Annotated in this window: 29 protein-coding genes and 3 tRNA genes; 18 read left to right on the plus strand and 14 right to left on the minus strand. The window is 51.5% G+C overall.

The annotated features are described in order from the left end of the window. Positions 1 to 19 precede the first annotated feature (19 nt). Genes fliI through fliF form a run of 4 tightly spaced genes read right to left on the minus strand, consistent with a single transcriptional unit; the run spans position 20 to position 4754 of the window. The gene (fliI, locus tag OGV57_RS19940; RefSeq protein WP_003030440.1) at positions 20 to 1390 is read right to left on the minus strand and encodes a flagellar protein export ATPase FliI; all 1371 of its coding nucleotides are present in this window, start codon (positions 1388 to 1390) and stop codon (positions 20 to 22) included. Further along, on the minus strand, positions 1390 to 2097 hold the full coding sequence (fliH, locus tag OGV57_RS19945) for a flagellar assembly protein FliH (RefSeq protein ID WP_003030441.1): 708 nt from the start codon (positions 2095 to 2097) through the stop codon (positions 1390 to 1392). Before fliH ends, fliI begins: the two co-directional genes overlap by 1 nt. Further along, positions 2090 to 3088, minus strand: coding sequence for a flagellar motor switch protein FliG (gene fliG / locus OGV57_RS19950; protein WP_003030443.1), 999 nt, complete (start codon positions 3086 to 3088; stop codon positions 2090 to 2092). The genes fliH and fliG overlap by 8 nt, the downstream gene beginning before the upstream one ends. Further along, positions 3081 to 4754 carry a flagellar basal-body MS-ring/collar protein FliF gene (fliF, locus tag OGV57_RS19955; protein ID WP_054528524.1) on the minus strand — a complete coding sequence of 558 codons (1674 nt, stop codon included), beginning with the start codon at positions 4752 to 4754 and terminating at the stop codon, positions 3081 to 3083. The genes fliG and fliF overlap by 8 nt, the downstream gene beginning before the upstream one ends. A gap of 216 nt (positions 4755 to 4970) precedes the next feature. Here fliF and fliE point away from each other — a divergent pair, with 216 nt between their 5' ends. Continuing rightward, the gene (gene fliE, locus OGV57_RS19960; RefSeq protein ID WP_003030448.1) at positions 4971 to 5285 is read left to right on the plus strand and encodes a flagellar hook-basal body complex protein FliE; all 315 of its coding nucleotides are present in this window, start codon (positions 4971 to 4973) and stop codon (positions 5283 to 5285) included. Between the two features lie 55 nt (positions 5286 to 5340). Here fliE and yedF read toward each other — a convergent pair whose 3' ends face one another. Both yedF and yedE read right to left on the minus strand, forming a co-directional pair. Continuing rightward, complete coding sequence (yedF, locus tag OGV57_RS19965; protein ID WP_000790504.1) at positions 5341 to 5574, minus strand: sulfurtransferase-like selenium metabolism protein YedF; 234 nt, start codon at positions 5572 to 5574, stop codon at positions 5341 to 5343. Then, entirely contained in the window at positions 5571 to 6776 is a 1206-nt protein-coding gene (yedE, locus tag OGV57_RS19970; RefSeq protein WP_003839093.1) for a selenium metabolism membrane protein YedE/FdhT, read from the minus strand. Before yedE ends, yedF begins: the two co-directional genes overlap by 4 nt. A 185-nt stretch (positions 6777 to 6961) precedes the next feature. Between yedE and yedD the strand changes: the two genes are divergently transcribed. Further along, on the plus strand, positions 6962 to 7375 hold the full coding sequence (yedD, locus tag OGV57_RS19975) for a lipoprotein YedD (protein WP_003030454.1): 414 nt from the start codon (positions 6962 to 6964) through the stop codon (positions 7373 to 7375). A 40-nt stretch (positions 7376 to 7415) separates the two neighbouring features. Here the strand turns inward: yedD and amyA are convergent, their stop codons facing one another. The 4 genes from amyA to fliD form a co-directional block, all read right to left on the minus strand. Further along, on the minus strand, positions 7416 to 8903 hold the full coding sequence (amyA, locus tag OGV57_RS19980) for an alpha-amylase (RefSeq protein WP_003834042.1): 1488 nt from the start codon (positions 8901 to 8903) through the stop codon (positions 7416 to 7418). A 68-nt stretch (positions 8904 to 8971) separates the two neighbouring features. Then, positions 8972 to 9343 carry a flagella biosynthesis regulatory protein FliT gene (fliT, locus tag OGV57_RS19985; RefSeq protein ID WP_003030458.1) on the minus strand — a complete coding sequence of 124 codons (372 nt, stop codon included), beginning with the start codon at positions 9341 to 9343 and terminating at the stop codon, positions 8972 to 8974. Continuing rightward, a complete protein-coding gene (gene fliS / locus OGV57_RS19990; RefSeq protein WP_003834041.1) occupies positions 9343 to 9750 on the minus strand; it encodes a flagellar export chaperone FliS in 408 nt (135 codons plus the stop codon). The genes fliT and fliS overlap by 1 nt, the downstream gene beginning before the upstream one ends. A gap of 15 nt (positions 9751 to 9765) precedes the next feature. Then, the gene (fliD, locus tag OGV57_RS19995; RefSeq protein WP_044711120.1) at positions 9766 to 11169 is read right to left on the minus strand and encodes a flagellar filament capping protein FliD; all 1404 of its coding nucleotides are present in this window, start codon (positions 11167 to 11169) and stop codon (positions 9766 to 9768) included. Positions 11170 to 11424: 255 nt separating this feature from the next. Here fliD and OGV57_RS20000 point away from each other — a divergent pair, with 255 nt between their 5' ends. The 8 genes from OGV57_RS20000 (at position 11425) to sdiA (ending at position 18812) form a co-directional block, all read left to right on the plus strand. Then, positions 11425 to 12933 carry a FliC/FljB family flagellin gene (locus OGV57_RS20000; RefSeq protein ID WP_054528523.1) on the plus strand — a complete coding sequence of 503 codons (1509 nt, stop codon included), beginning with the start codon at positions 11425 to 11427 and terminating at the stop codon, positions 12931 to 12933. 162 nt (positions 12934 to 13095) lie between these two features. After that, complete coding sequence (locus OGV57_RS20005; RefSeq protein ID WP_003030465.1) at positions 13096 to 13815, plus strand: RNA polymerase sigma factor FliA; 720 nt, start codon at positions 13096 to 13098, stop codon at positions 13813 to 13815. 57 nt (positions 13816 to 13872) lie between these two features. Next, a complete protein-coding gene (gene fliZ, locus OGV57_RS20010; protein ID WP_016150547.1) occupies positions 13873 to 14424 on the plus strand; it encodes a flagella biosynthesis regulatory protein FliZ in 552 nt (183 codons plus the stop codon). Between the two features lie 100 nt (positions 14425 to 14524). Next, a complete protein-coding gene (gene tcyJ / locus OGV57_RS20015) occupies positions 14525 to 15325 on the plus strand; it encodes a cystine ABC transporter substrate-binding protein (RefSeq protein WP_054528522.1) in 801 nt (266 codons plus the stop codon). Positions 15326 to 15433: 108 nt separating this feature from the next. Further along, positions 15434 to 16420, plus strand: a complete 987-nt coding sequence (gene dcyD / locus OGV57_RS20020) for a D-cysteine desulfhydrase (RefSeq protein WP_003030471.1) — start codon at positions 15434 to 15436, stop codon at positions 16418 to 16420. Between the two features lie 21 nt (positions 16421 to 16441). Next, a complete protein-coding gene (gene tcyL / locus OGV57_RS20025) occupies positions 16442 to 17110 on the plus strand; it encodes a cystine ABC transporter permease (protein WP_054528521.1) in 669 nt (222 codons plus the stop codon). Beyond that, positions 17107 to 17859, plus strand: coding sequence for an L-cystine ABC transporter ATP-binding protein TcyN (tcyN, locus tag OGV57_RS20030; protein ID WP_003030477.1), 753 nt, complete (start codon positions 17107 to 17109; stop codon positions 17857 to 17859). Before tcyL ends, tcyN begins: the two co-directional genes overlap by 4 nt. A 230-nt stretch (positions 17860 to 18089) precedes the next feature. Next, on the plus strand, positions 18090 to 18812 hold the full coding sequence (sdiA, locus tag OGV57_RS20035; RefSeq protein WP_003030480.1) for a quorum-sensing transcriptional regulator SdiA: 723 nt from the start codon (positions 18090 to 18092) through the stop codon (positions 18810 to 18812). Positions 18813 to 18878: 66 nt separating this feature from the next. On the opposite strand, the gene OGV57_RS20040 is transcribed toward sdiA, so the two are convergent. Then, positions 18879 to 19103 carry a DUF2594 family protein gene (locus tag OGV57_RS20040; RefSeq protein ID WP_003030482.1) on the minus strand — a complete coding sequence of 75 codons (225 nt, stop codon included), beginning with the start codon at positions 19101 to 19103 and terminating at the stop codon, positions 18879 to 18881. A 19-nt stretch (positions 19104 to 19122) separates the two neighbouring features. Continuing rightward, positions 19123 to 19266: a hypothetical protein gene (locus tag OGV57_RS23845; RefSeq protein WP_418219448.1), complete on the minus strand. Its 144-nt coding sequence runs from the start codon at positions 19264 to 19266 to the stop codon at positions 19123 to 19125. Positions 19267 to 19562: 296 nt separating this feature from the next. Between OGV57_RS23845 and uvrY the strand changes: the two genes are divergently transcribed. The 6 genes from uvrY (at position 19563) to OGV57_RS20070 (ending at position 23103) form a co-directional block, all read left to right on the plus strand. After that, a complete protein-coding gene (uvrY, locus tag OGV57_RS20045) occupies positions 19563 to 20219 on the plus strand; it encodes a UvrY/SirA/GacA family response regulator transcription factor (protein WP_003030486.1) in 657 nt (218 codons plus the stop codon). After that, positions 20216 to 22048, plus strand: a complete 1833-nt coding sequence (gene uvrC / locus OGV57_RS20050) for an excinuclease ABC subunit UvrC (protein WP_054528520.1) — start codon at positions 20216 to 20218, stop codon at positions 22046 to 22048. The genes uvrY and uvrC overlap by 4 nt, the downstream gene beginning before the upstream one ends. Before the next feature lie 55 nt (positions 22049 to 22103). After that, complete coding sequence (gene pgsA, locus OGV57_RS20055) at positions 22104 to 22652, plus strand: CDP-diacylglycerol--glycerol-3-phosphate 3-phosphatidyltransferase (RefSeq protein WP_003030490.1); 549 nt, start codon at positions 22104 to 22106, stop codon at positions 22650 to 22652. Between the two features lie 151 nt (positions 22653 to 22803). Further along, a tRNA-Gly gene (locus tag OGV57_RS20060) sits at positions 22804 to 22879 on the plus strand. A 51-nt stretch (positions 22880 to 22930) separates the two neighbouring features. After that, positions 22931 to 23004: transfer RNA gene (locus OGV57_RS20065), tRNA-Cys, on the plus strand. A gap of 12 nt (positions 23005 to 23016) precedes the next feature. Continuing rightward, positions 23017 to 23103: transfer RNA gene (locus tag OGV57_RS20070), tRNA-Leu, on the plus strand. A gap of 109 nt (positions 23104 to 23212) precedes the next feature. On the opposite strand, the gene OGV57_RS20075 is transcribed toward OGV57_RS20070, so the two are convergent. Further along, positions 23213 to 23557, minus strand: coding sequence for a hypothetical protein (locus OGV57_RS20075; RefSeq protein WP_071684365.1), 345 nt, complete (start codon positions 23555 to 23557; stop codon positions 23213 to 23215). A gap of 204 nt (positions 23558 to 23761) precedes the next feature. Between OGV57_RS20075 and OGV57_RS20080 the strand changes: the two genes are divergently transcribed. Continuing rightward, positions 23762 to 24451, plus strand: coding sequence for a LolA family protein (locus OGV57_RS20080; RefSeq protein WP_044701512.1), 690 nt, complete (start codon positions 23762 to 23764; stop codon positions 24449 to 24451). 13 nt (positions 24452 to 24464) lie between these two features. Continuing rightward, positions 24465 to 24935 (plus strand): SRPBCC family protein, encoded by a 471-nt coding sequence (locus tag OGV57_RS20085; RefSeq protein WP_054528519.1) that lies wholly within the window; start codon positions 24465 to 24467, stop codon positions 24933 to 24935. Positions 24936 to 24954: 19 nt separating this feature from the next. Here OGV57_RS20085 and OGV57_RS20090 read toward each other — a convergent pair whose 3' ends face one another. Further along, positions 24955 to 25980: a patatin-like phospholipase family protein gene (locus tag OGV57_RS20090; RefSeq protein WP_054528518.1), complete on the minus strand. Its 1026-nt coding sequence runs from the start codon at positions 25978 to 25980 to the stop codon at positions 24955 to 24957. Positions 25981 to 26045 lie beyond the last annotated feature (65 nt).

Consider the following 26045-nt stretch of genomic DNA (forward strand, 5'->3'; position numbering starts at 1 on the left):
CCTATGCTCTCCTGCTTAATCACACACCAGGGAAAATCAGTTCCAAAGCTTGTAGAGAATCTTCCCAGTCAGCCCGTTCAAAAATACCTTGCTGTAAGAATGCTTCCAGCTGCGGCCATAAGGCGATGGCTTTATCCAGCATCGGATCGCTGCCTTTGGCATACGCCCCCACGCTGACCAGATCACGGTTACGCTGGAAGCTGGACAGCAACTGTTTAAAGTTACGCACCCGTGCATAGTGTTTTTCACTAATGAGCGCGGTCATGGCGCGGCTGATCGAGGCTTCAATATCGATGGCCGGATAGTGACCCGCCTCGGCCAGATGACGAGACAGCACAATGTGACCGTCCAGAATCGCGCGCGCGGAATCGGCAATCGGGTCCTGTTGGTCGTCACCCTCGGTCAGTACCGTATAAAACGCGGTGACTGAACCGCCGCCGTGGATACCGTTACCGGCCCGTTCGACCAGCGCCGGTAACTTAGCGAATACTGAGGGTGGATAACCTTTGGTTGCCGGTGGCTCGCCGATCGCCAGGGCTATCTCACGTTGTGCCATCGCGTAGCGGGTGAGGGAGTCCATAATCAGCAATACATGCTGTCCGCGATCGCGAAAATCTTCGGCGATGCGCGTGGCGTAGGCCGCGCCTTGCATACGTAACAGCGGCGAGACGTCCGCCGGAGCGGCAATCACTACCGAGCGTGCGCGACCGTCAGCGCCGAGAATATTTTCAATAAAATCTTTAACTTCGCGACCACGCTCGCCAATCAGACCCACGACGATAACATCGGCCTGGGTATAGCGCGCCATCATGCCGAGCAGGACGCTTTTACCGACGCCGGAACCTGCGAAAAGCCCCATACGCTGGCCGCGGCCAACGGTTAACAATGCGTTGATGGGGCGTACGCCGGTATCCAGGACGTGTTCAATTGCGGTCCGTTGCAGCGGGTTAAACGGCGGTGTAATCAATGCGCCGGTTTCGGTGGTATCCGGGGCGGGCAGTCCGTCGAGCGGTTTGCCGCTACCGTCCAGCACACGACCCAGCAGAGCAGGGCCAAGCGGTAATTGCTTCCCGCTTTGCAGACCTTCTCCGGCAATGTTCTTCGCGTATACGCGCGCGCCGGGCAGAACGCCTTCGACCTCTTCGAGCGGCATCAGAAACAGACGTTGACCGTTAAAGCCCACGACTTCGCTTTCGACCTCCTGGGTTTCGTTGCCGTCCTGGCGTTCAATGACGCAGGTGGCACCGAGCGGCAGCTGTAACCCCGTGGCCTCCAGCACCAGCCCGGTTGCGCGGGTCAGGCGACCATAACGACGCACCGCAGGCAGCAGTGACATTTTCTCTTCGAAGTTGTCCAGGGTATTGAGCCAGCGAGTCAGGCGAGTGGTCATTACACGACTCCTGGCGCTGCCAGACGGCAGAGTTCTTGCCAGCGTGTGGCGACGCTGGCATCCAGATCGCCTTCGTCGGCGGAGACTTTACAGCCGCCGTGATGCAGAGTCGGGTCGCCGCGCAGCCTCCAGCCGTGCAGGCTGAGAGTGGCACCGAGCATCTCCTCTACACGCTGGAGATCGTCCGGATGTACGCGCAGCTGAGGCTTACCGCTAAACAGCGGTTCCTGTTGCAATAACTGTTGGATTTGCTTAATCAGCGCCGCGTTATCCACGATTGGCGTCTGACCAATCACCTGACGCGCAGCTTCCAGCGCCATTTGCATCAGTCGCGAGGCAATGACGCTATCCAGCGCGTCCAGCGTATTCTGAAACTCACTCACCAGCTGCTGCATGCGGGCATGGATCGGCGCATGCTGTGCTCGCGCCTGGTTCTGGCCTTGCTCCAGCCCCTGGCTCAGACCTTCCTGATAGCCTTGTTCGTGACCTTTCTGTCGACCTTCCGCCAGCCCCGCGTTATACCCTTGCTCATGGGCCTGCATTTGCAGCTGTGCGAGCTGCTGTTCAAGCTGTTGCTCTGCGGAAAGCTGTGGCTCTTCAGCTTCTTCTGACAGCGGCGTTTCGCTGTGGTCGGCCAGTACAAACTCCGCCATCGGTGGGGCGAGGTCGTCCGGAGTCCAGACTTTCCACGGCAGTTCGTTAGACATAGGTATCCTCGCCGCTGCCTATCACCATCTCGCCGGTTTCCGCCAGACGACGCACAATAAGCAGAATGGCTTTCTGTTCGTTTTCCACCTGCGACAAACGCACCGGGCCGCGGTTGGCAAGGTCGTCGCGCAGAATATCGGCAGCACGTTGCGACATGTTGCGCAGGAACTTCTCGCGTAGCGGCTGTTCGGCACCTTTCAGGGCAATCAGCAGTGATTCGGAATCCACTTCCTGCAACAGGCGCTGGATACTGCGATCGTCGACGTCCACCAGGTTTTCGAACAGGAACATCTCGTCGATAATTTTCTGTGCCAGCTCGCCGTCGAATTCGCGTACGGCGGTAATAACCGCTTCTTCCTGCTGAGTTTTCATCAGGTTGATAATTTCTGCTGCCGTTCTCACGCCGCCCATTTTGCTGCGCTTGAGGTTCTGACCATCGAGCAGACCGTTCAGTACCTCGGTCAGTTCTGCCAGCGCGGCAGGCTGCACGCCGCCGAAGGTGGCGATACGCAGCATCACGTCGTGACGTAAACGCTCGTCGAACAGCGCCAGAATATCGGCGGCCTGGCCCCGTTTGAGGTGCACCAGAATGGTGGCGATAATCTGTGGATGCTCGTCGCGGATAAGGTCGGCGGCGCTTTGTGGCTCCATAAAGTTGAGCGTTTCAATGCCGCTGGTGGTATCGCGGGTTTCCAGAATATCTTCCAGCAGGCTGGAGGCGCGTTCCTCGCCCAGCGCTTTCACCAGCACGGAGCGCAGATATTCGTTGGCGTTGATATTCAGCGCGGCAAATTGTTCTGCTTCTTGCTCAAACTCGGCCAGCACTTCCGTCAACTGTTTGTTGGAGATCTGGCGTACGTTCGCCATCGCTGTACTGAGCGCCTGAACTTCGCGCGTGGAAAGGTGTTTAAATACCTCAGCCGCGCGATCTTCGCCAATGGTCATCAGCAGGATGACGCTTTTATCGGTACCGGTAAGGGCATTACTCATGATCGTTACTCATCCACTGGCGAATGACCAGCGCCACGACGCGCGGATCGTTATCTGACATTTCACGAATACGCTGGCTCATCACTTCTGCACCCAGACGTTGATTCGTACGACGCTGCTGGGTTTGTTCGTCTTTGCTGAGGCGAACTTCTACCGCTTCTTCGGTTTCCTGACGGATACGCGTTTGTTCTTGTACCGCTTTGGCTTCTTCGCTGCGGCGAACCAACTGCGGGCGAACAGCCTTACGCCACAGGATCCAGGCAACAAGCAGCACCAGCAACCAACGGCCAGCGGTCATCAACTGTTCAATAAAGACCTGCTGTTTCCAGAACGGCAGTTCGCCAATGGAATCGTCGGTCGCCGTGAAGGGTGAATTCACCACGTTCAGGGTATCGCCACGCTTGTCGGAGAAGCCCATCGCTTCGCGGGTCAGGTCCTCAATCTGTTTCATCTGATCGGCGGTTAACGGCAGCGGTTTACCGTCCGGCAACGTTTTATAGTTGACCACCACTGCAACCGAGAGACGCTGTACATCGCCGACGTTCATTTTGGTGTGGCGAATGGTACGGTCGACTTCATAGTTGCTGGTTTCATTACGCTGCGTACTGCGTGGACCAGCATTATTGTTGTTATTTGCCGTTTGCGTGGTTTGCGCATTTTGCTGATTAGCCGGAGGGGTGGCGATTGGCGCGGTATTAGCCGGTGCTGGTTGATTAGACAATGCGCCCGGTACGCCGCCTGGCGCTCCGCTCCCGATCTGCTCGCTGACGTTTAACTGGCGTGAACGCAGCACGGCCTGGGAATCATCACTGTTTGGACGGTACTGTTCTTCGGTTTGCTCTTTATTAGCAAAATCCAGTTGCGCGGTGACCTGCGCATGTACGTTACCGTTGCCGACAATCGGCGACAGGATCGATTCGATACGACGTTGAACGCGCCCTTCGACATCGCTCGCGTATTTCAACTGCGCATCGTTAAGATCGCGGCTGCTGGTGTTCGACTGAGTTAACAGATGACCCGCCTGGTCGACCAGCGTAACGTTGCCCGGCGGCAAGCCTGCAACAGCGCTGGAAACCAGATGCGTGACCGCACTGATTTGACCTTCATCCAGTGCGCGGCCAGGTTCAAGGTTAACGGTCACGGAGGCTGAAGGTGCTTTTTGCTCACGCACAAACAGCGACGGTTTTGGCATTGCCAGATGCACGCGGGCACGTTTTACCGGTCCCAGCGTTTCAATGGTACGGGCTAATTCACCTTCCAGCGCCCGCTGGTAGTTGACCTGCTCGCTAAACTGGCTAATACCAAACTTTTCCTGATCCAGCAGCTCAAAGCCAACGGCGCCGCCCTTCGGCAGACCTTGTTGTGCCAGACGTAACCGCAATTCGTGAACTTTATCGGCAGGAACTTCTATAGCACCGCTTCCCTCAGTAAAACGATAGGGAACGTTCATCTGCGTCAGTTGGGTGACAATCGCGCCACCATCCTGATCGGATAGGTTGCTGAACAGTGTGCGGTAGTCAGGTGTTTTGGCCCACAGGACCATCGCCACGATGATAGCGACGGCAGCGGCTCCCGCCACAATCAGAGGAATTCTGGGATTCGCGCGCAGGCGGTTTAACCACTCGAGAGGTTTAAGCTGGGTTGCAGTCGATGCTGTCGCACTCATCTCGCACCTCGTGGCTTATCGTGGACGGCGTTTTTTGCAAAGTGGAACAAGACTCACTCCCGGGTCAGCAAACTCGAAAAATTGACGGTCTCATTATTTGCGGTTTCGAATTTTTCTATGCGTTAAAAACCGTGGTTTTTTATCGTTATTTAACGCCTTTATCTTATTGACTAACTGGTAATCTCAGCTAAGTAAAAAATCATCCAGGGGATCAGAATGTCGGCAATACAGGGGATTGAAGGGGTCATCAGCCAGTTACAGGCCACGGCGATGTCAGCAAAAATGCAGGATATGCAGCCACAACCGACCGTGAGTTTTGCCGGACAATTGCATGCGGCGTTAGACCGAATCAGCGATGTGCAAACCGCGTCCCGTACCCAGGCTGAGAAATTTACCTTGGGTGAGCCGGGTATTGCGTTAAATGATGTGATGACCGATATGCAAAAAGCGTCGGTATCAATGCAGATGGGGATTCAGGTGCGTAACAAACTGGTGTCGGCCTACCAGGAAGTGATGTCCATGCAGGTGTAGGTTTAACGTGCAGAGATTGTTTGCCGGATAAGCGCAGCGGCCATCCGGCAACCAGTTACTTCTGAATCAAATAGCGGATCGTTGGACCATCCTGCTGAATATCCAGCACCGTATAGCCGTGATTACGCGCATCCAGTGGAATATTGTTGATTGACTGCGGGCAATCGCTCACCACTTCCAGAATTTCACCTTTCTTCAATTGCGGCATCGCTTCCAGCGTGGCGACAGCCGGGTATGGACACGGTTCGCCGACCATATCGAGGCGATAATCAGGCACGATATTTTTCATACAGACTCCTTGGCAGGCGTCAGTCCTGCGCGACGGAAGAAGCGTTTTTCCCAGCCGATAATGAGCATCAGCGCGGCAAACAACAGCAGATAGGTTACCAGCAGACCACCGAGCGGACCGAAGGTGTTGAGCAAATTCACTTTGTCCCAGTTGGTGGCAAGCGCGGGAGCAAAATCATCCCAGTAGTAGGCCAGAATGGTCGAGCCAATAACGTTGCCCAGACCAACCCACCAGTAATGCACCTGGCCTTCAACGGCGCGATACATCCAGCCGGTTTCGCATCCGCCCGCTAAAACGATGCCAAAGCCGAACAGCAAGCCGCCGATCACCGCATTTGGACCCGCCCACATGATTTTAGGCTCGACGCCCAGTTGCACGTAGCTAAAGATACCGATGGCGCTGACCGCCATCCCGAAGATGATTGCTTTTGCCATATGGGTGCGACCAGAAATCCACAGGTCGCGGAAGGCGGAGGTGAAGCAGATTTGCGCCCGTTCAATCAGCAGACCGAACCCAACGCCAAACAGCATCGCCAGACCGAGCTTGGGTTTATCCATCGCGGTGAGCAGCGCCCAGCCGATCATGCCGATAAACACCAGCATGCCAAGGCGGAAACGGCGACGGGCCTGATCTGGCTTTTGCGTCAACGGCGAAGCGGCGGAGACTTTCTGCATTTTGACCGGAATACGAAACATCGGCAGCAGGGTAAAGCGTGCGCCAAACCATGAGCCGATTGCCGTTGCCAGCGCGAAAAACCAGGCATGTAGCGAGAACTGTGGAATGCCTGTGAAGAATGCGGCCAGGTTGCAGCCCATCGCGAGCCGGGCGCCGAATCCGGCGATCATCCCGCCGACTATCGCCTGCATAATACGCACCCGACTGCGCGGCATGCGTAACTTGACGTTGTTAGCCCACAGCGCGGCAGCAAAACAGCCACCGAACATACCGAGGATCATCATGCCGTCAATGCGGGTCAGGGGCGAGCCTTCGAGATGGATCAGTTTGTAGTATCCCCACTCTTCGGCGTGCACGCCAAACAGTTGCAGGATTTGCCCACCCCAACGGGTGAATTCACCGGTAACGGCCCAGAAGGTTCCCGTAATGCCGAAATAATAAGTGGAGAGAATACCCGCTGCGATGACCGCAGGGGCGGGGGCCCAAAATTTAATTAACCAGGCCTGTTTGAAGTGTTGCCATGACATGCGTTGCGCCTCTGAACTCAGAAGGTATGTAACAAGAAGTGTGGATACTACACCGTTCAGAATTTTTGACTATGAGTAATAAGAGGTAATACCGTCTGGATCAATCTTTCTCAATGCCGCTGAAAGGCTGGCGACATCAGGCCTTTAATGCCACAATCCCATTTTCTTCGCATGCAGGATGAATGATGAAAAAATTAGCAATCGTTGGTGTATTTCTGGCGCTTACCGGATGCGCCGAAGTAGAAAATTATAACGACGTGGTGAAAACGCCAGCGCCAGCCGGTCTGGAAGGATACTGGCAGTCAAAAGGTCCGCAACGCAGTCTGGTAAGCCCGGAAGCGATTGCCAGCCTGGTGATAACGAAAGAGGGCGATACGCTGGATTGTCGCCAGTGGCAGCGGGTGATCGCGCTGCCGGGGAAACTGACGATGCTCTCTGGCGATCTCACCAACGTGACGGTGAAACGCGAGCTGTATGAGATCGAGCGCGAAGGCAATACGCTGGAATATGACGGTATGACGCTGCAGCGGGTGGATCGCCCGACGCAGGAGTGCGCTGACGCGTTAAAGAAAACGCCGCTGGCCACACCGCTGCCATAAACCGTACGCCCCGGTAGCCCATGGCCACCGGGGTTGAATTTTATATCACTTCTTCAATGACCCACACGCTGACGCTCCCGCCGTTACAGTAAAACGTTGCTTCACCGTTTTCATCGGTGACCACGCTTTCCTCGCGATTTCCCAGATAGTCACGCCAGGTTTTATTGCCGTAATTCGCGCCGAGATTGATGGTCTTTTCCCCGTCATCGCCGTTTGACAGTACCACCACACAGCCGGGATCGTCGTCCGTTCCGCTGCGGCTAAAAGCGATACAGTTAGGATGATCGAAAAAGAGTGTCTGTACCCCGTGTGCGAAGCGCTGGCGCGCGAGGATCAGTTCATCAAGCTGTTCAATGATCGGCATGTCGATAGGATAGGTTTCGCCATCGCCGCCGGTGTCTTCGTAATGCGCTCCGTAGAGGTCAGGGTAAAACACCGACGGTACGCCATTTTCACGCAGCAAGATCAGCGCATAGGCCAGCGGCTTAAACCACGGCTCGACGGGGGCTTCGAGTGCCTGTAAAGGTTGGGTGTCGTGATTGGCCACCAGCGTGACGGCATGAAACGGATCTGCTTCTACCAGGGTATCGGTGAAAATCTGGCTCATGTCATAATCGCGGCCCTGACGGGACGCTTCGTGGAATTTCATCTGCAAAGGGGCGTCGAACAGCATGGTTTTCCCCTCTACCTGGTTGATGTAGGTTTGTAGCTTATCGACTTCGTGGGACCAGTATTCCGCGACGATAAACAGCGGTTTTGGCGCGACTTCCTGCACGTGCTCAATCCACTCTTTATAAAACCAGGCCGGAATGTGCTTGACGGCATCCAGGCGAAAGCCGTCGCAATGGGTTTGATCCATCACCCAGCGCGCCCAGTATTTGATTTCCTCGGTGACGGCGTGATTACGAAAATCGATATTTTCTCCCATCAGATAATCAAAATTACCCAACTCATCATCAACCTGATCGTTCCAGCCTTCGCCGGTGTAATCGTTAACGATTTTGAAAATGCCGTCTTCGGTGGGATTCTCTATATGGTCAATGCCGCTGAAGCATTTGAAATCCCAAATGAATTGCGAGTACTGGCCTGCGCGGGCAGGGAAGGTGTAGCGCGTCCAGCCTTCGCATTCGATAATCTCATCGTCTATTTGCGTGCGATCCTCGGCGTTAACCCGTTGGACGCGGATCTTTTCTTTCTCATCCGCGCCCATTTTGTGGTTAACCACCACGTCCAGCAGTACGGCAATATCATTGTGTTTCAGCGCGTCAATCGCCGCCAGCAGCTGGTTTTTATCGCCGTATTTGGTGGCGACGGTTCCCTTTTGGTCGAATTCGCCCAGATCAAACAGATCGTAGGAGTCGTAGCCAACGGAATAGCCGCCGGACGCGCCTTTATAGGCGGGAGGCAGCCATACCATATTGATGCCGATATCATTGAGTCCGCCTGCGCGTTCGGCAAGTTCGGGCCAGAGTTGACCGCCATCAGGGTAATACCAGTGGAAGTACTGCAATAACGTGGGATTTTTCATCTTCCGTGCTCCAGAAGTCGTTTGGCCGACCTCTGGAGTATGGAAGATAATTCAGACGAGACGGGAAATTATTGTGGGGCAGTGGGGGCGTCGGGTACCAGCAGCATGCCGGAAAGACGGCCATAGGCGTTATTCAACGTCTTTTGGCGCGTCGACTGACCGATAAGATTGCTGAGTTCATCGAGGCGTTGCTGCAATAATGTTTTGAGCAGTTGCTCGTTATCCAGCGTCTGTTTAATGTACCCGGCGACTAAGTCCTGAATACTTCGCGTAATGCCCGGTGGAGTTTGCTCTTCCATGACCACTTCAATACTTTGCAGATAGGTAACTTCCTGTTCCAGTAAAAGGTCCCATTCACCGCGCTGCGCCAGTTCCAGCAACGAGTGACTGAGTAGCGCGATGCGCTGCCAACGGTTGATAAACTCCACGGCTGAGGTCATTAACGAGACTCCTGGGACGACGCGTTCGGTGAGATCTGTTTCCAGGCATCCGCAATGTTGCCGAGTAACCCTTCGACTTCTTCAATGGCTTGACAATCATTATTCAGATTAGCGTGCAGTAAACGGCGAACCATATAGTCATACAATGAAGAGAGATTGGTGGCGAGTTCTCCCCCTTTTTCGTGGTCCAGGCCGGCTTTCAGGCCATTATCAATAATATTGATGGCTTTACTTAACGCTTCACCTTTGGCGACGATATCACCCTGCTGCATAAACAGGCGAGCGCGCACCAGGGCGCTGTTCGCGCCATCAAACAACATTTCGATCAACTGATGTGGGTTGGCGCTCATTACGGCGCTTTCCACACTGATCTGTGCATAGGCTTTGGTACCGCTCGCGGTGTACATGCTTACCTCGTGTTATCAGGAATTACTCATCGCAGCAAATTGTTGACCCAAATACGTACTGGTGCTGTTCAGCTTACTCATCATGGAATCCAGTTGGGTAAACTGGGCTTTATAACGTGCCACGACTTCATCAATACTGTTGCTTACGGTCAGATACTGCTTAGTCAGCAGTTTCAGGTTGGCGTTAATATTGTCTTGCGCATTATCGATAATGCCGTCATCGGCCAGATAGCTTTTTACTTCGGTGGCAATCTTAGTGGTAATACCGGTCTCTTTGCCGTCGCCAACCAACAGTTCGCGAGTGGCAGCGGTATTATCTTTCAGAGCTTTAGCCAGCTTTTCTTCATCGATTTTTAGCTTGCCGGTACCACCGTCCTGCGTAATGCCGATCTCAGACATGGTTTTAAACGGGGATTCGCTGCCGCTGTTAGCAAATGGCGCGCGAATACCGTTTTGAATGGTACGGAGAACGCTATCACCCAGTAACGCGCCGTTATCTGCGCTGGCCGCTTCACCCGGTTCTACTTCTTTATATTTAGTCAGCGTGCCAAAGGTATCCACCAGCGAGTTATAGGCTTCTACCCAGGCCTTAATTGCTGTTGTGGCCTTTTCATCACTTTTTGTTACAGTGATCGACGCATCTTTTACTTCTTTGGTCAGTTGGAGCGTGATGCCCTGCGGTGCGTCAGTTACGGTATTGCTTTGACGTTCAATATCAATGCCGTTGACGGTCAATTGCGCATTTTGCGCCCCGACCAGTTGCTTCATTTTCCCACTGCCCGCTTTGCTGTCATAGGACAGTAAATCGCTCAGTTTCGAATCATTTGATACTGAGATGGTCATTTCGCTTTCAGTGCCGCTTTCTGCGGTTAACACCAATTGGTAGTCGCCTTCTTTAACCTTCACCAGGCTGGCGGAAATACCGCTGTCCGCATCATTTATGGCATCACGAATATCCTCCAGAGAGGTTTCGCCTTTGCCTAATTTGATTTCCAGTGGTTCTTTACGGCCGGGCTGCGAAATCGTAATCGTACGTTCATCAACGCTGGTATCGCCCAACTGCTCTTTAGTCGAGGTAATTTTCGCCGTAGTCGATAATGACTGTGCCTGCGCCAGTTGAGTGACGCTGACGGTGTATTTGCCCGGAGCTGCGCCTGCGGTGGTACTGACTTTTAAATCTTCTGTGCTGCTGGTGGCTGTGGTGCTTTTAAACAGATCGGCACTGTTCAGTGCGGTGTTCGCCGTCTGAAATTTTTCTAATGCACTTTTCAGCGTGCCATACGCGGTCAGACGCGAGGTGTTAGCGCTCTGCTGCTGGGTAATCGGCGTTAAACGCTTTTTCTCAGCAGTGGTTAAGTTTGTCAGCAATGTATCCAGCGGTAAGTTCGAACCAACGCCCAGTGATGTAAATGAAGGCATGCCTAATTCCTTGTGATTGCAAACAGTAGTTAACCGCTTTATCGGCAATCTGCGCGCAAAGTTTAATAATAGTTTTGCAAAAATAATGCGCGGAATAGTGGTGCATATAGAGGGTATTTCAGCGGCTAAGAAAAAAAACGACGGAAAGTAAAAATTTTCTAAAGTTCGAAATTAAGGTGCCGATACAAGGGTTACGGTGAGAAACCGTGGGCAACAGCCCAATAACATCAAGTTGTAATTGATAAGGAAAAGATCATGGCACAAGTCATCAATACAAACAGCCTGTCGCTGTTGACCCAGAATAACCTGAACAAATCTCAGTCTTCTCTGAGCTCCGCTATCGAGCGTCTGTCCTCTGGTCTGCGTATCAACAGCGCGAAAGATGATGCTGCTGGTCAGGCGATTGCTAACCGCTTCACCTCTAACATCAAAGGTCTGACTCAGGCGTCCCGTAACGCCAACGATGGTATCTCCATCGCGCAGACCACTGAAGGTTCTCTGTCTGAAATCAACAACAACCTGCAGCGTGTTCGTGAGCTGGCGGTTCAGTCCTCTACTGGTACCAACTCCCAGTCTGACCTCGACTCTATCCAGGCTGAAATCACTCAGCGTCTGAACGAAATCGACCGCGTATCCGGTCAGACCCAGTTCAACGGCGTGAAAGTGCTGGCAAAAGACAACACCCTGACCATCCAGGTCGGTGCCAACGATGGCGAAACCATCGATATCAACCTGCAGGAAATCAACTCCAAAACCCTGGGTCTGGATTCACTGAACGTGCAGAAAAAATATGATGTTTCTGACGTTACACCAGATTTTGGGTACAAAGATTCAACTACACCAGCAACGTCTGCATTCAAGAACACTAATTTCCAGACTAGCGTAACAACCAAGCTTGGTGCAGGGGCAACAGGTGCGACCTTTAGCAATGTCAAATTTGATGCAACTGACGGTAAATACTATGCAGATGTAAAATCCACCGGTGATAGCTCTAAAGATGGTACTTATGAAATAACAGTTGGAGCTTCTGATGGTGAAGTTACATTAGCCGGCACTGCGCCTGTTTCTGTTCCGGCTGGGGCCAAGGCAGTAGCGAAGCCACAAGAGAAAGTAACGCCTGACCTCACTGATGCAAAAGCGGCATTGATTAAAGGTGGGGTTAATAGCACTGATGCAGGTACCGCTAAACTGGTCAAAGTATCCTTTACTGATAAAAATGATAAAGCAATTGATGGTGGGTACGCGCTGAAAACTGACAGTGGAAAATATTATGCTGCCACTGTCGATGAATCCACTAAAGAAGTATCAATTAAAGAAGTAGCATATACCGATGCAAGTGGTAAGCCCGCAACTGCTGCAGTTCAGCTCGGTGGTGTCAATGGTAAAACCGAAATTGCTAACGTCGGTGGTAAGGACTATCTTGCAGAGAAAGTAAAAAATCACAATTTCAAAACTGAACCTAAAGTGAATGAAATTGCGACTGCAACTACCGACAGCCCGCTGGCTAAAATCGACGCGGCGCTGGCGAAAGTTGCTGACCTGCGTTCCGACCTGGGTGCGGTACAGAACCGTTTCAACTCTACCATCACCAACCTGGGTAACACCGTAAACAACCTGTCTGAAGCCCGTAGCCGTATCGAAGATGCTGACTACGCGACCGAAGTGTCCAACATGTCTCGTGCAAACATTCTGCAACAGGCAGGTACTTCTGTACTGGCACAGGCTAACCAGACCACGCAGAACGTTCTGTCTCTGCTGCGTTAATTTACGCTTACTGCGCAAACCCCGCTCCGGCGGGGTTTTTTACATTTAGCTTTACCCGTAACCCCTAAATAACCCCCCATTTCACCCACTATTCACCCGATTAAAACCCCTGCAGAAACGGATAATCATGCCGATAACTCATTTAACGCAGGGCTGTTTATCGTGAATTCACTGTATACCGCTGAAGGTGTAATGGATAAACACTCGCTGTGGCAGCGTTATGTACCGTTGGTGCGTCACGAAGCATTGCGCCTTCAGGTGCGTTTGCCGGCGAGCGTAGAACTGGATGACCTGCTACAAGCGGGCGGCATCGGGTTATTGAATGCCGTTGACCGATATGACGCTTTGCAAGGAACGGCATTTACCACTTACGCAGTGCAGCGTATTCGTGGAGCAATGCTGGACGAACTACGTAGCCGGGATTGGGTGCCGCGTAGCGTTCGGCGCAATGCTCGCGAAGTGGCACAGGCGATGGGACAACTGGAGCAGGAATTAGGACGCAACGCAACGGAAACCGAAGTGGCGGCGCGTCTGGCTATTCCTGTGCAAGAGTATCGTCAGATGTTGCTCGATACCAATAACAGCCAACTCTTCTCTTATGACGAGTGGCGGGAAGAGCATGGCGATAGTATTGAGCTGGTGACGGAAGAACATCAGCAGGAAAACCCGTTACAACAGCTTCTTGAGGGTAACCTCCGCCAGCGCGTGATGGACGCGATCGAGGCGTTGCCTGAGCGCGAAAAGCTGGTGTTAACGCTGTACTACCAGGAAGAGCTGAATCTGAAAGAGATTGGCGCGGTACTGGAAGTCGGGGAATCACGGGTCAGCCAGTTGCACAGTCAGGCCATCAAACGTCTACGCACCAAGCTGGGTAAGCTATAGGGGTACATTATTACCCCTGAACAATGCCGCATTACGAATTGACTACCAGGAGTTCTCATGACGGTGCAGCAATCAAAAAGACGGCCTCTAAGCCGCTACCTCAAAGATTTCAAACACAGCCAGACGCATTGCGCCCATTGCTTTAAGTTGCTCGACAGGATCACGCTGGTTCGTCGCGGGCAAATTGTGAATAAAATCGCCATCGCCCGCCTGGACACTTTGTTGGATGAAGCCGAGTGGGAGCAGGAGAAAAAAGAGTGGGTGGCACTGTGTCGTTTTTGCGGTGATTTGCATTGCAAAGAGCAGAGCGACTTTTTCGATATTATCGGTTTTAAACAGTTTTTATTTGAGCAGACCGAAATGAGTCACGGCACGGTACGTGAATACGTTGTCCGCCTGCGTCGCCTCGGGAATCACCTGACCGAACAAAATATCTCTCACGATCTGCTGCAGGAAGGGTTCCTCGACGAAAACCTTGCCCCGTGGCTGCCGGAAACCAGCACCAACAATTACCGCATCGCCTTACGTAAGTATGAGCAGTTTAAAGCCCATACGCATATAGGGCATATGCAGAAATCCTCCTGGACAGCCAGTTCTGATATATATTAAAAACGAATAAGGTGTAACAGAGTCGTGTTTGTGGATCGCGACAAACGCTCTACACTATGCTCATAAATAGCAGTCACTAATGACAATATTCGGGGTAACTATGAAATTAGCACTTCTGGGACGTCAGGCTCTGATGGGTGTAATGGCTGTTGCACTTGTCGCCGGAATGAGCGTAAAGACTTATGCAGATGAAGGTCTGTTAAATAAAGTTAAAGAGCGCGGCACGCTGCTGGTGGGCCTGGAAGGGACCTATCCCCCGTTTAGTTTTCAGGGCGATGACGGCAAGCTGACCGGTTTCGAAGTGGAGTTTGCCGAAGAACTGGCCAAGCACCTTGGGGTGAAAGCTAACCTGAAGCCGACCAAGTGGGACGGTATGCTGGCCTCTCTTGATTCCAAGCGCATTGATGTGGTCATCAACCAGGTGACCATCTCTGACGAACGTAAGAAAAAATACGATTTCTCTATCCCGTATACGGTCTCTGGTATTCAGGCGCTGGTGAAAAAAGGCAATGAAGGTGTTATTAAGACCGCTGCCGATCTGAAAGGTAAAAAAGTCGGCGTTGGTCTGGGCACCAACTATGAAGAGTGGCTGCGCCAGAACGTGCAGGGCGTGGATATTCGTACCTATGATGACGACCCGACTAAATACCAGGATCTGCGTGTAGGCCGTATCGACGCCATTCTGGTTGACCGTCTGGCGGCGCTGGATCTGGTGAAGAAAACCAAAGACACGCTGGCTGTGACAGGTGAAGCGTTCTCCCGCCAGGAGTCTGGCGTGGCGCTGCGTAAAGGCAATGAAGATCTGCTGAAAGCGGTTGATGCGGCCATTGCTGAAATGCAAAAAGACGGTACGCTGAAAGCCCTGTCTGAAAAATGGTTTGGAGCGGATGTGACGAAATAATCGTCATCCGCTGAAAAAAAGGCGCCTTTAACAGCGCCTTTTTTTATTTCATTGCGCCTGAACGTGCATAATAAAAAGAACATCACAACAACGAATACCGGAGGCTGTATGCCGCTGCATAACTTAACGCGCTTTCCACGTCTGGAATTTATTGGCGCGCCAACGCCGCTCGAATATCTTCCACGTTTCTCCGACTACCTCGGGCGCGATATTTTCATTAAACGCGATGACGTCACGCCGATGGCCATGGGCGGCAATAAGCTGCGTAAGCTGGAGTTTCTGGCCGCAGACGCGCTGCGTGAAGGCGCTGATACGCTGATAACCGCGGGTGCCATCCAATCTAACCACGTTCGTCAGACTGCGGCGGTAGCGGCTAAGCTTGGCCTGCACTGCGTGGCGCTGTTGGAAAATCCGATTGGCACCACGGCGGAAAACTATCTCACCAATGGCAACCGTCTGCTGTTGGATCTGTTTAATACGCAGATCGAAATGTGTGACGCGCTAACCGATCCGAATGCGCAGTTGCAGGAGCTGGCGACGCGCATTGAAGCGCAAGGGTTCCGCCCGTATGTGATCCCTGTTGGGGGCTCTAATGCTCTGGGGGCGATGGGTTATGTGGAAAGCGCGCTGGAAATTGCCCAGCAGTGTGAAGGGGCCGTTTCGCTCTCTTCCGTGGTGGTCGCGTCGGGCAGTGCGGGAACGCATGCCGGGCTGGCGGTGGGGCTGGAGCAACTGATGCCAGACGTCGAGCTTATCGGCGTGACCGTTTCGCGCAGCGTCGCCGATCAAAAACCAAAAGTTGTCACGTTGCAGCAGGATATTGCCCGTGAACTGGAGCTGACGGCCTCAGCGGATATCCTGTTATGGGATGATTATTATGCGCCGGGCTACGGTACGCCAAACGAAGAGGGCATGGAGGCGGTAAAACTGCTGGCGCGCCTGGAAGGCATTTTGTTGGATCCGGTGTATACCGGTAAGGCGATGGCGGGTTTGATTGACGGCATCAGCCAGAAGCGCTTCAAAGATGAAGGGCCAATCCTCTTTATTCATACCGGTGGGGCGCCTGCACTGTTTGCCTACCATCCTCACGTGTAACAACCAGGTCGAAAAACGCTAATGCATGAAAGTATCCAACTGGTAATTGATTCCCTGCCGTATCTGCTCAAAGGCGCGGTTTTTACGCTGCAACTGAGTATCGGCGGGATGTTTTTTGGCCTCGTGCTGGGGTTTATCCTGGCGTTGATGCGTCTGTCGTCACTGTTGCCTGTGCGCTGGCTGGCGCGTTTTTATATCTCTATCTTTCGCGGAACGCCGTTGATTGCCCAGCTGTTTATGATTTATTACGGTCTGCCGCAGTTTGGAATTGAGCTTGATCCCATCCCGGCGGCGATGATTGGCTTGTCGCTTAATACAGCCGCCTACGCTGCGGAAACCCTGCGTGCGGCAATCTCTTCCATCGACAAAGGACAGTGGGAGGCGGGTGCCAGTATTGGTATGACGCGCTGGCAGACCATGCGCCGGGCAATCCTGCCACAGGCTGCGCGCGTTGCGCTGCCGCCGCTGAGCAACAGCTTTATCAGTCTGGTGAAAGATACCTCTTTGGCCGCCACTATTCAGGTACCGGAACTGTTCCGTCAGGCGCAGCTGATTACCTCGCGTACGCTGGAAGTCTTTACGATGTATCTGGCGGCCTCGTTGATTTACTGGGTGATGGCGACGGTGCTTTCTGCGCTGCAAAACTATTTTGAAGAACAACTGAACCGCCAGGAGAGAGAGCCGAAATGAGTGCTATCGAAGTCAGAAACCTGGTCAAAAAATTTCATGGGCAAACGGTGCTGCATGGGATCGATCTTGACGTCAAACCTGGTGAAGTAGTAGCGATTATCGGGCCGAGCGGATCGGGCAAAACCACGCTGCTGCGTAGCATTAATTTGCTGGAGCAACCGGAGGCGGGCACCATTAAAGTAGGTGAGATTACCATTGATACCGCGCGTTCGTTGACCCAGCAGAAAGGGCTGATTCGTCAGTTACGCCAGCACGTCGGTTTTGTGTTCCAGAACTTTAATTTGTTTCCCCATCGGACAGTGCTGGAAAACATTATTGAAGGGCCGGTGATAGTCAAAGGTGAACCAAAAGCTGAAGCGACAGCTCGTGCGCGTGAATTGCTGGCGAAAGTCGGGCTGGCAGGTAAAGAAACCAGCTATCCGCGGCGTTTATCGGGTGGACAGCAGCAGCGCGTAGCGATTGCCCGAGCGCTGGCGATGCGACCTGAGGTTATCCTTTTTGATGAACCGACCTCCGCGCTTGATCCTGAATTGGTTGGCGAGGTACTTAATACCATCCGCCAACTGGCGCAGGAAAAACGCACCATGGTAATTGTGACGCATGAAATGAGCTTTGCTCGCGATGTCGCCGATAGAGCGATATTTATGGATCAAGGACGGATAGTAGAGCAGGGACCAGCAAAATCCTTATTCACACATCCGCAGCAGCCGCGTACCCGTCAGTTTCTTGAAAAGTTTTTGATGCAATAAATAGTGTATATGGCACTCGCCGGGATTGTTTCTGGCGAGTGCTCTTCGCATAACTATTTATAATTATTGCTTTATTATTAACATTTGATTCTGTTACTTACTTCCGCTGTTGAGTAATACTCAAGTAATTGTTCATTTGTCCGATAATTTGCATATATAAAATACATTTATGTGTTAGCTTGTTTCATATGTTTGGATGATTATCAATCTCAGGGGCATTACCACTTAGTATGCAGGATCTTGATTTCTTCACCTGGCGACGGAGCATGCTGTTACGCTTTCAGGAAATGGCGACGGCAGAGGATGTCTATACGGAATTGCAACAACAGACGCAGCACTTAGAGTTTGATTTCTACGCGCTCTGTGTTCGTCATCCGGTACCTTTTACCCGACCTAAAACGTCACTTCATACGACCTATCCCAAAGCATGGGTGGCGCATTATCAGTCCGAAAATTATTTTGCTATTGATCCGGTGCTGAAACCTGAAAACTTCAGTCAGGGGCATTTACCCTGGAACGATACTCTGTTTCGCGATGCGCAACCTTTGTGGGACGCCGCGCGCAATCACGGTTTACGCAAAGGGATGACGCAATGCTTAATGTTGCCTAACCGGGCGTTGGGTTTTTTATCTGTATCGCGTGCAAGTATCCGTAACAGTCGCCTTGCGAGCGATGAAGTAGAGCTCAGGATGCAGCTTCTGGTACGGGAAAGTCTGTCTGTACTGACGAGGCTGGAAGATGACATGGTTATGGCGCCAGAGATGCGTTTTAGCAAGCGGGAAAAGGAAATATTGAAATGGACGGCAGAGGGGAAGACCTCTTCAGAGATAGCCATCATTCTGTCGATTTCTGAAAATACCGTGAACTTCCACCAGAAGAATATGCAAAAGAAATTCAATGCGCCAAACAAAACGCAGATAGCCTGTTATGCCGCGGCAACCGGGCTTATCTGAGTAAATTATCGTTCTGAGTGTCAGACGCAAAACCGGCTGAGAGCATTGCTATCAGCCGGTTTCTTATTACTGGCGGTAAGCTTGTTTAATTTGCTTAACCGTGTTGGAAAATACCGCAGCCTGTGATTGATCTTCAATCAGCGCGAGCTGTTTTTCCATTTTAAGAATCACGCGGCCTGCATCGGCTTGACCCATTGCCTGCAGCATCAGCGTTAACATGGCTTTCAGGCAGGTGACTTCATTGGCCAGTTCCTGGTTATTCTCAGCAGTGGAAAAGTCAGGCGTACTCATTTATTTTCCTCGTTATGTTTCAATGAAAAAGTGCGATGTCAAATCTTAAGGCGGCGGAGTATACCATAAGCGAGGCTAAAAATATCTGTGGTTGTTTTTTGCGCGGACCAATGTTGTGGACATTAAAATAAACAACATGTTGCAGTGCATATATTTTCTCCACATGTTGTTTATTTCGAGTATTTTCCTCGTTAATTATTGTTACAACTTTGACTGCCTGGTTTGCATTCAGCGAAGGAATATGATCTTTTTGTCACCATTATGAAACAGCTACACAGATATAACCGTGGCAAAAGGTTACCAGTACTGAAAGTTTCCACTCGTCGTACAATCTAATTTCCAAAAACGAGAGCAAAATCGAAAGTCGGGCGTTTTTTACATTTCAAAGTTGAGATAAAACCCGTTAACATAGGACCGATTAACTATCGGTAGCGTTATCCCTATTCTGGAGATATTCCTTTGATCAACGTTTTTCTTGTTGATGACCACGAACTGGTGCGCGCAGGGATACGACGCATTCTGGAAGATATAAAAGGCATAAAAGTTGTCGGCGAAGCGTGCTGCGGTGAAGATGCGGTAAAATGGTGCCGCTCAAATTCCGTTGACGTTGTGCTGATGGATATGAATATGCCCGGTATTGGCGGTCTGGAAGCAACCCGCAAAATTGCGCGTTCCACGGCAGACATTAAAGTGATCATGCTGACGGTACACACCGAAAACCCATTACCTGCAAAAGTTATGCAGGCAGGGGCTGCAGGGTATCTCAGCAAAGGCGCTGCCCCCCAGGAAGTAGTGAGTGCGATTCGTTCGGTTTTTTCCGGGCAACGGTATATTGCCTCCGATATCGCTCAGCAAATGGCGCTCAGCCAGATTGAGCCTGAGAAAACGGAAACCCCGTTTGCCAGTTTGTCTGAACGCGAGTTGCAGATTATGCTGATGATCACCAAAGGTCAGAAGGTTAATGAGATCTCAGAGCAACTGAATCTTAGTCCTAAAACGGTGAACAGCTATCGCTATCGAATGTTCAGTAAATTAAACATTCATGGCGATGTAGAGCTGACTCACCTGGCAATTCGCCATGGCCTGTGTAATGCGGAGACATTAGCAAGCCAGTGACAGATCAGTTTGATGCCAAAGCGTTCCTGAAAACCGTGACCAATCAGCCCGGCGTCTATCGTATGTATGATACCGCCGGAACGGTTATCTATGTCGGGAAAGCGAAAGACCTGAAAAAAAGGCTTTCCAGCTACTTCCGTAGTAATCTTGCGTCACGCAAGACCGAAGCGCTGGTCGCGCAAATCCAGCAGATTGATGTCACGGTAACGCACACTGAAACCGAAGCGTTATTGCTTGAGCACAACTACATCAAGCTATATCAGCCGCGTTATAACGTATTGCTGCGTGATGATAAATCCTACCCCTTTATATTCCTTAGCGGCGATACCCACCCGCGTCTGGCGATGCATCGTGGGGCAAAGCATGCCAAAGGCGAGTACTTTGGACCGTTCCCTAACGGTTATGCGGTGCGTGAAACGCTGGCGCTGTTGCAGAAAATATTCCCTATCCGCCAGTGCGAAAACAGCGTTTATCGCAACCGTTCTCGACCTTGTCTGCAATATCAGATTGGCCGCTGTCTCGGCCCGTGTGTCGCGGGTCTGGTGAGCGAGGAAGAGTATGCTCAGCAGGTCGAGTATGTTCGTCTGTTCCTGTCCGGAAAAGACGATCAGGTGTTAACACAGCTGATTACCCGCATGGAAAAGGCCAGCCAAAATCTCGAATTTGAAGAGGCTGCGCGAATTCGTGACCAAATCCAGGCCGTACGCCGTGTGACCGAAAAACAGTTTGTCTCTAACACCGGAGACGATCTGGATGTCATTGGCGTGGCGTTTGACGCCGGCATGGCCTGTGTGCACGTTCTGTTTATTCGCCAGGGTAAAGTGCTGGGCAGCCGCAGCTATTTCCCTAAAGTACCAGGTGGTACGGAACTGGGCGAGGTCGTCGAAACCTTTGTCGGGCAGTTTTATCTGCAGGGGAGCCAGATGCGTACCTTACCCGGGGAGATCCTGCTCGATTTCAATCTTAGCGATAAAACCCTGCTGGCAGACTCTCTGTCTGAACTGGCCGGACGGAAGATTAACGTGCAGACGAAACCGCGAGGGGATCGCGCGCGTTATCTGAAGCTGGCGCGGACCAACGCGGCAGTGGCGCTCACTACGAAACTTTCTCAGCAGTCGACGATTACGCAACGTCTGACGGCGCTGGCCTCCGTATTGAAGTTACCTGCGGTGAAGCGTATGGAGTGCTTCGACATTAGCCATACGATGGGGGAGCAGACAGTAGCCTCCTGTGTGGTTTTTGATGCCAATGGCCCGCTGCGTGCAGAATATCGGCGTTACAATATTACCGGCATTACGCCGGGTGATGATTATGCAGCGATGAATCAGGTCTTACGTCGGCGTTATGGTAAGGCGATTGAAGAAAGTAAGATTCCGGACGTCATATTGATCGATGGCGGTAAAGGTCAGTTAGGGCAGGCGAAAGCCGTTTTTGCTGAACTGGACGTTCCCTGGGACAAACAGCACCCACTTTTGCTGGGGGTGGCAAAAGGGGCCGATCGTAAAGCTGGTCTGGAAACACTGTTCTTTGAGCCGGAAGGTGAGGGCTTTAGTCTGCCGCCGGATTCGCCTGCATTGCACGTTATCCAGCATATCCGCGATGAATCTCACGATCATGCGATTAGCGGGCATCGTAAAAAGCGGGCAAAAGTGAAAAGTACCAGCACGCTTGAGACCATCGAAGGTGTCGGGCCAAAGCGTCGCCAGATGTTGTTGAAATATATGGGAGGTTTGCAAGGTCTTCGTAATGCAAGTATCGAAGAAATTGCAAAAGTGCCGGGTATTTCGCAAGCTCTGGCAGAAAAGATCTTCTACTCGTTGAAACATTAGGCCCTCTGTAGCAACATAGGGGTAATTTCACTGACAACAGATAGTTATCCGTCATATGCAATTTAATATCCCTACGTTGCTCACGCTGTTTCGCGTCATCCTGATCCCATTCTTTGTATTGGCTTTTTACCTGCCATTCACCTGGGCTCCTTTTGTTTGTGCGCTGATCTTCTGTATCGCAGCGGTCACAGACTGGTTTGACGGTTTTCTGGCTCGCCGCTGGAACCAAAGCACGCGTTTTGGCGCGTTCCTCGATCCGGTCGCTGATAAAGTGCTGGTAGCTATTGCGATGGTACTGGTGACAGAGCATTACCACAGCTGGTGGGTGACGCTCCCCGCTGCAACAATGATTGCGCGTGAAATCATCATCTCTGCACTACGTGAATGGATGGCCGAACTGGGTAAACGCAGCAGCGTAGCCGTATCCTGGATTGGTAAAGTGAAAACCACTTCGCAAATGGCTGCACTGGCCTGGCTGCTGTGGCGTCCAAATATCTGGGTTGAGTATGCTGGGATCGCACTTTTCTTCGTCGCCGCGATACTGACTTTGTGGTCAATGTTCCAGTATTTGAGCGCTGCACGTGGAGATTTGCTTGATCAGTGATCGTTTCGACGCAAATTTCAGCAAACGATCGTTAGTGGTGAAAAATATCGTTGACTCATTGCGTCAGGTAAGTAGAATGCAACGCATCGAACGGCAGCACTGATTGCCAGACGATAACAAAATCAAGTGATTAACAAAGTTACTTGGTGATGCGGGAATAGCTCAGTTGGTAGAGCACGACCTTGCCAAGGTCGGGGTCGCGAGTTCGAGTCTCGTTTCCCGCTCCAAATTAGAGACATCGGCAATAGCGGATGTCGGCTGAAAAGCCAGAAGATTTCGGCGCGTTAGCAAAGCGGTTATGTAGCGGATTGCAAATCCGTCTAGTCCGGTTCGACTCCGGAACGCGCCTCCAATTTTTTCCCGAGCCCGGATGGTGGAATCGGTAGACACAAGGGATTTAAAATCCCTCGGCGTTCGCGCTGTGTGGGTTCAAGTCCCACTCCGGGTACCATGGGAAAGAACAGAATAATCAAAGCAATAAGCAGTGTCGTGAAACCACCTACGGGTGGTTTTTTTGTGCCTGTTTTTTACAAGCATAGAACTCACTATTGCACATCAATCTATCGCCGAATCGGCGCGTTAAACAAAAAGCCCCCTCGGGCAGGGTTGTTGATAAAACCATCGCGGGCGGGATTATAGTTGTGGTCCTGGAAACCATTCATCAGGATGGGATCGCCAAAGCCATCCTGTATCGCCAGGTGTCTGTGGATTTGGTTTCGTGCCCTGAACGTGAAAACGAAATCATCCGTCCCGCCAATGATGATCACGCCATTACCGGCTTGAAGTGCCGCGCTTAACTCTTGCTCTCTGACGGCCTGGTTTTGTAACGTGCTGGATGTGGCAGAAGATGACAACAGCAGCAGTAATATGAGAACGGCGCATGAAAATACCGATGGCAGTTTCATGATTAATACCTATTAAAAGTATGGCTATTAAAGTATAGCTTTATGTTGTTATCTCAACTGAAAAGAAAACTAATAATTTAAACCTGCTGTCCATACTGAGTCTGAGGGGCCGGAGGAGTAGTGCCGCGCAGTTAAGAACTATAATAAAAACAGCCGGCAGGTGATAACTCCTGTTTGCCAATCGCGCTGGTTCAGGGGGCAGCTATGAACATTTCATCTTCTCCGATAGTCATGTTCGCAGCATTGCTCACCTTTAGTTGTGCAGCATATTCGGTGGAAAAAGGGAATATCTTTTCGCAGAATGCCAGGTCTATGGATCCCATCGCATTTTCTCAACAGTCATTTAATAACCTGACGTCTTATCAGGTCATGATGCGCTCTTCGTCGCCATCCGATGAAAGCAAAATTATTCGCTATAGCTTTCAAAAGCCTGGGTATGTGCGGATGGATTTTACCCAACCGCATTCAGGAGCGGTGCTTATCTTTAATCCTGTCAGCGGTAAAGTGACGTTATGGCCATTTGGTGTGGGTTCTTTGCCCATTTTGCACCTGTCGCCTACTAATTCATTGATCCAGGATGAGCGTGGTCATCGGGTGGATCGCTCTGATATCGGCGTGTTGTTGGGCAATATTCGTCATCTGCAACGCGAAGGGACAATGACCACTGTTGGTAAGGAAAACCTTGCAGGACGGGCGACGACGCACGTATCTGTGGTTGGGCCTGGAACAATGGTGGTTGATGGTGTTCACCGCTATGACGTCTGGCTGGATAATTATCACGGACTCCCTGCCAAAGTGATCAGCTATGCGCCAGATGGGCAGCGATTAGAAACCGTGCTTCTGGATGCTATGGTCATTAACATCCGTTTTCCCGCCAATTTCTTCTCACCTTGAAGGAGGCTGTATTATGGCTGACTATCAGTTTTCCACCGTCTGGCGGGTTGAGGCTTCTATTCAGGAGGTATGGGATGTTTTTTCTCATCCCGATCAGTGGCCTGAATGGTGGGGAAGTCTGGAACGCATTGTTGAGATTAAAAAAGGTGATGTACAGGGCATTGGGGCGCTGCATCGTTATACCTGGAAAGGAGCGCTTCCCTATCGCTTAACCTTTGACATCAACGTGTTAAATATTCTGCCTTGCTCGCTGCTTGAGGGACAAGCCAGTGGGGCGGTAGAAGGGCGAGGTGTGTGGTATTTTTCTGCCAGTGGCGCTGAGACCATCGTCAGATATGACTGGAATGTTCGCACCACGATTCGTTGGATGAATTACCTGGCCCCGCTGGCGGCACCCGTTTTTCGCTGGAATCACGATACGGTCATGCGCGAAGGGGCCAGAGGGTTAGCCCGTAAGCTGGCAACGAATGTACATATATTTTGAGTTCAGTCAGCGTTGAGGATTAATTAGCGTCCTGATATTTAAAATTGCCTCCACTACTGATTAATAACTTAGCGATCTCAGTCAATTTCTTATCATACACGGCGGCATTTTGTAGGCCTGCCTTGCGCAGAAGTTCTAAGTTTTCACGCGATGCGTTATCCAGCGTTGGATCGGCGCCGTATAGTTCAGGCTGAATTCTGTAGTATTTAGAGTTTTTTACCGTTGAGGCAATTTGTTGCAGATAATACGCGGTCATCTGTGGCCCCCCCTCTAGCGCGATATCAATAGCCGGTTTTGCCCAGCCAAAGGGGCCCCAGTCCTTAACTTCGGAATAAGAATACCCCTGCAATTTCTTGCCAGTGCCCAGTGAGACAATAATCATATCCTTAATGCCAGCGACATTACTGAATTTAATCGCTTCGGAATAGGCGCAGAGTGCCGGGTCGTTTGCCACCACACCGCCATCAACCAGGACAAATTTTTCGGGTACCGGGGGTAATGAATAAATACGCGCTGCCTCGAAATAAGTGGGAGCTGCTGAGGTACCCCGTAAAGCATCCCTGACCAGGAAGTCCCGATTCTTGGCGAGGGCGGAGTGTTGTTTGAAAATAACAGGAAGACGACTGCTCACGTCATAAGAAACAAAGCAGGTTGGTCTTAATAATTCACTGATTTTTGTTTCACCAAATGCTGTTTTTAATACCCTCTCCAGCTCCTTTGCAGAATATTTTTCATCGCTAGCACCACCCAGTGAACTGATTGTTTTCCAGACGCCGACATCAAAAATTTCATCCCCATCCTGAAGATAGAAATTGACGGCTTCCTGAGCGGAGAACTTGGGCTTTCCTTTCGCATCAGGGCAAACGTAAGCAGAACACAGAATGGCCCCGGTACTGGTACCGGCAACGAGATCGAAGTAATCCGCAATTCTGGCGGTAGGATTTTGTGATATATCCTGCAATTTCTTCTCCAGTGCCACAAGTAGCATACCCGGAAGGATGCCTCTGATCCCGCCACCATCGATAGACAGTATTCTCATTGCCATTTTTATGTCCTCCAAAGATAAGAAACGGGATTTAGGGGTAGGGTTGTTTCCGCTATGGCTGCAGT

This window comes from Citrobacter sp. Cf087, assembly GCF_030334285.1.
GTDB lineage: Bacteria > Pseudomonadota > Gammaproteobacteria > Enterobacterales > Enterobacteriaceae > Citrobacter > Citrobacter freundii.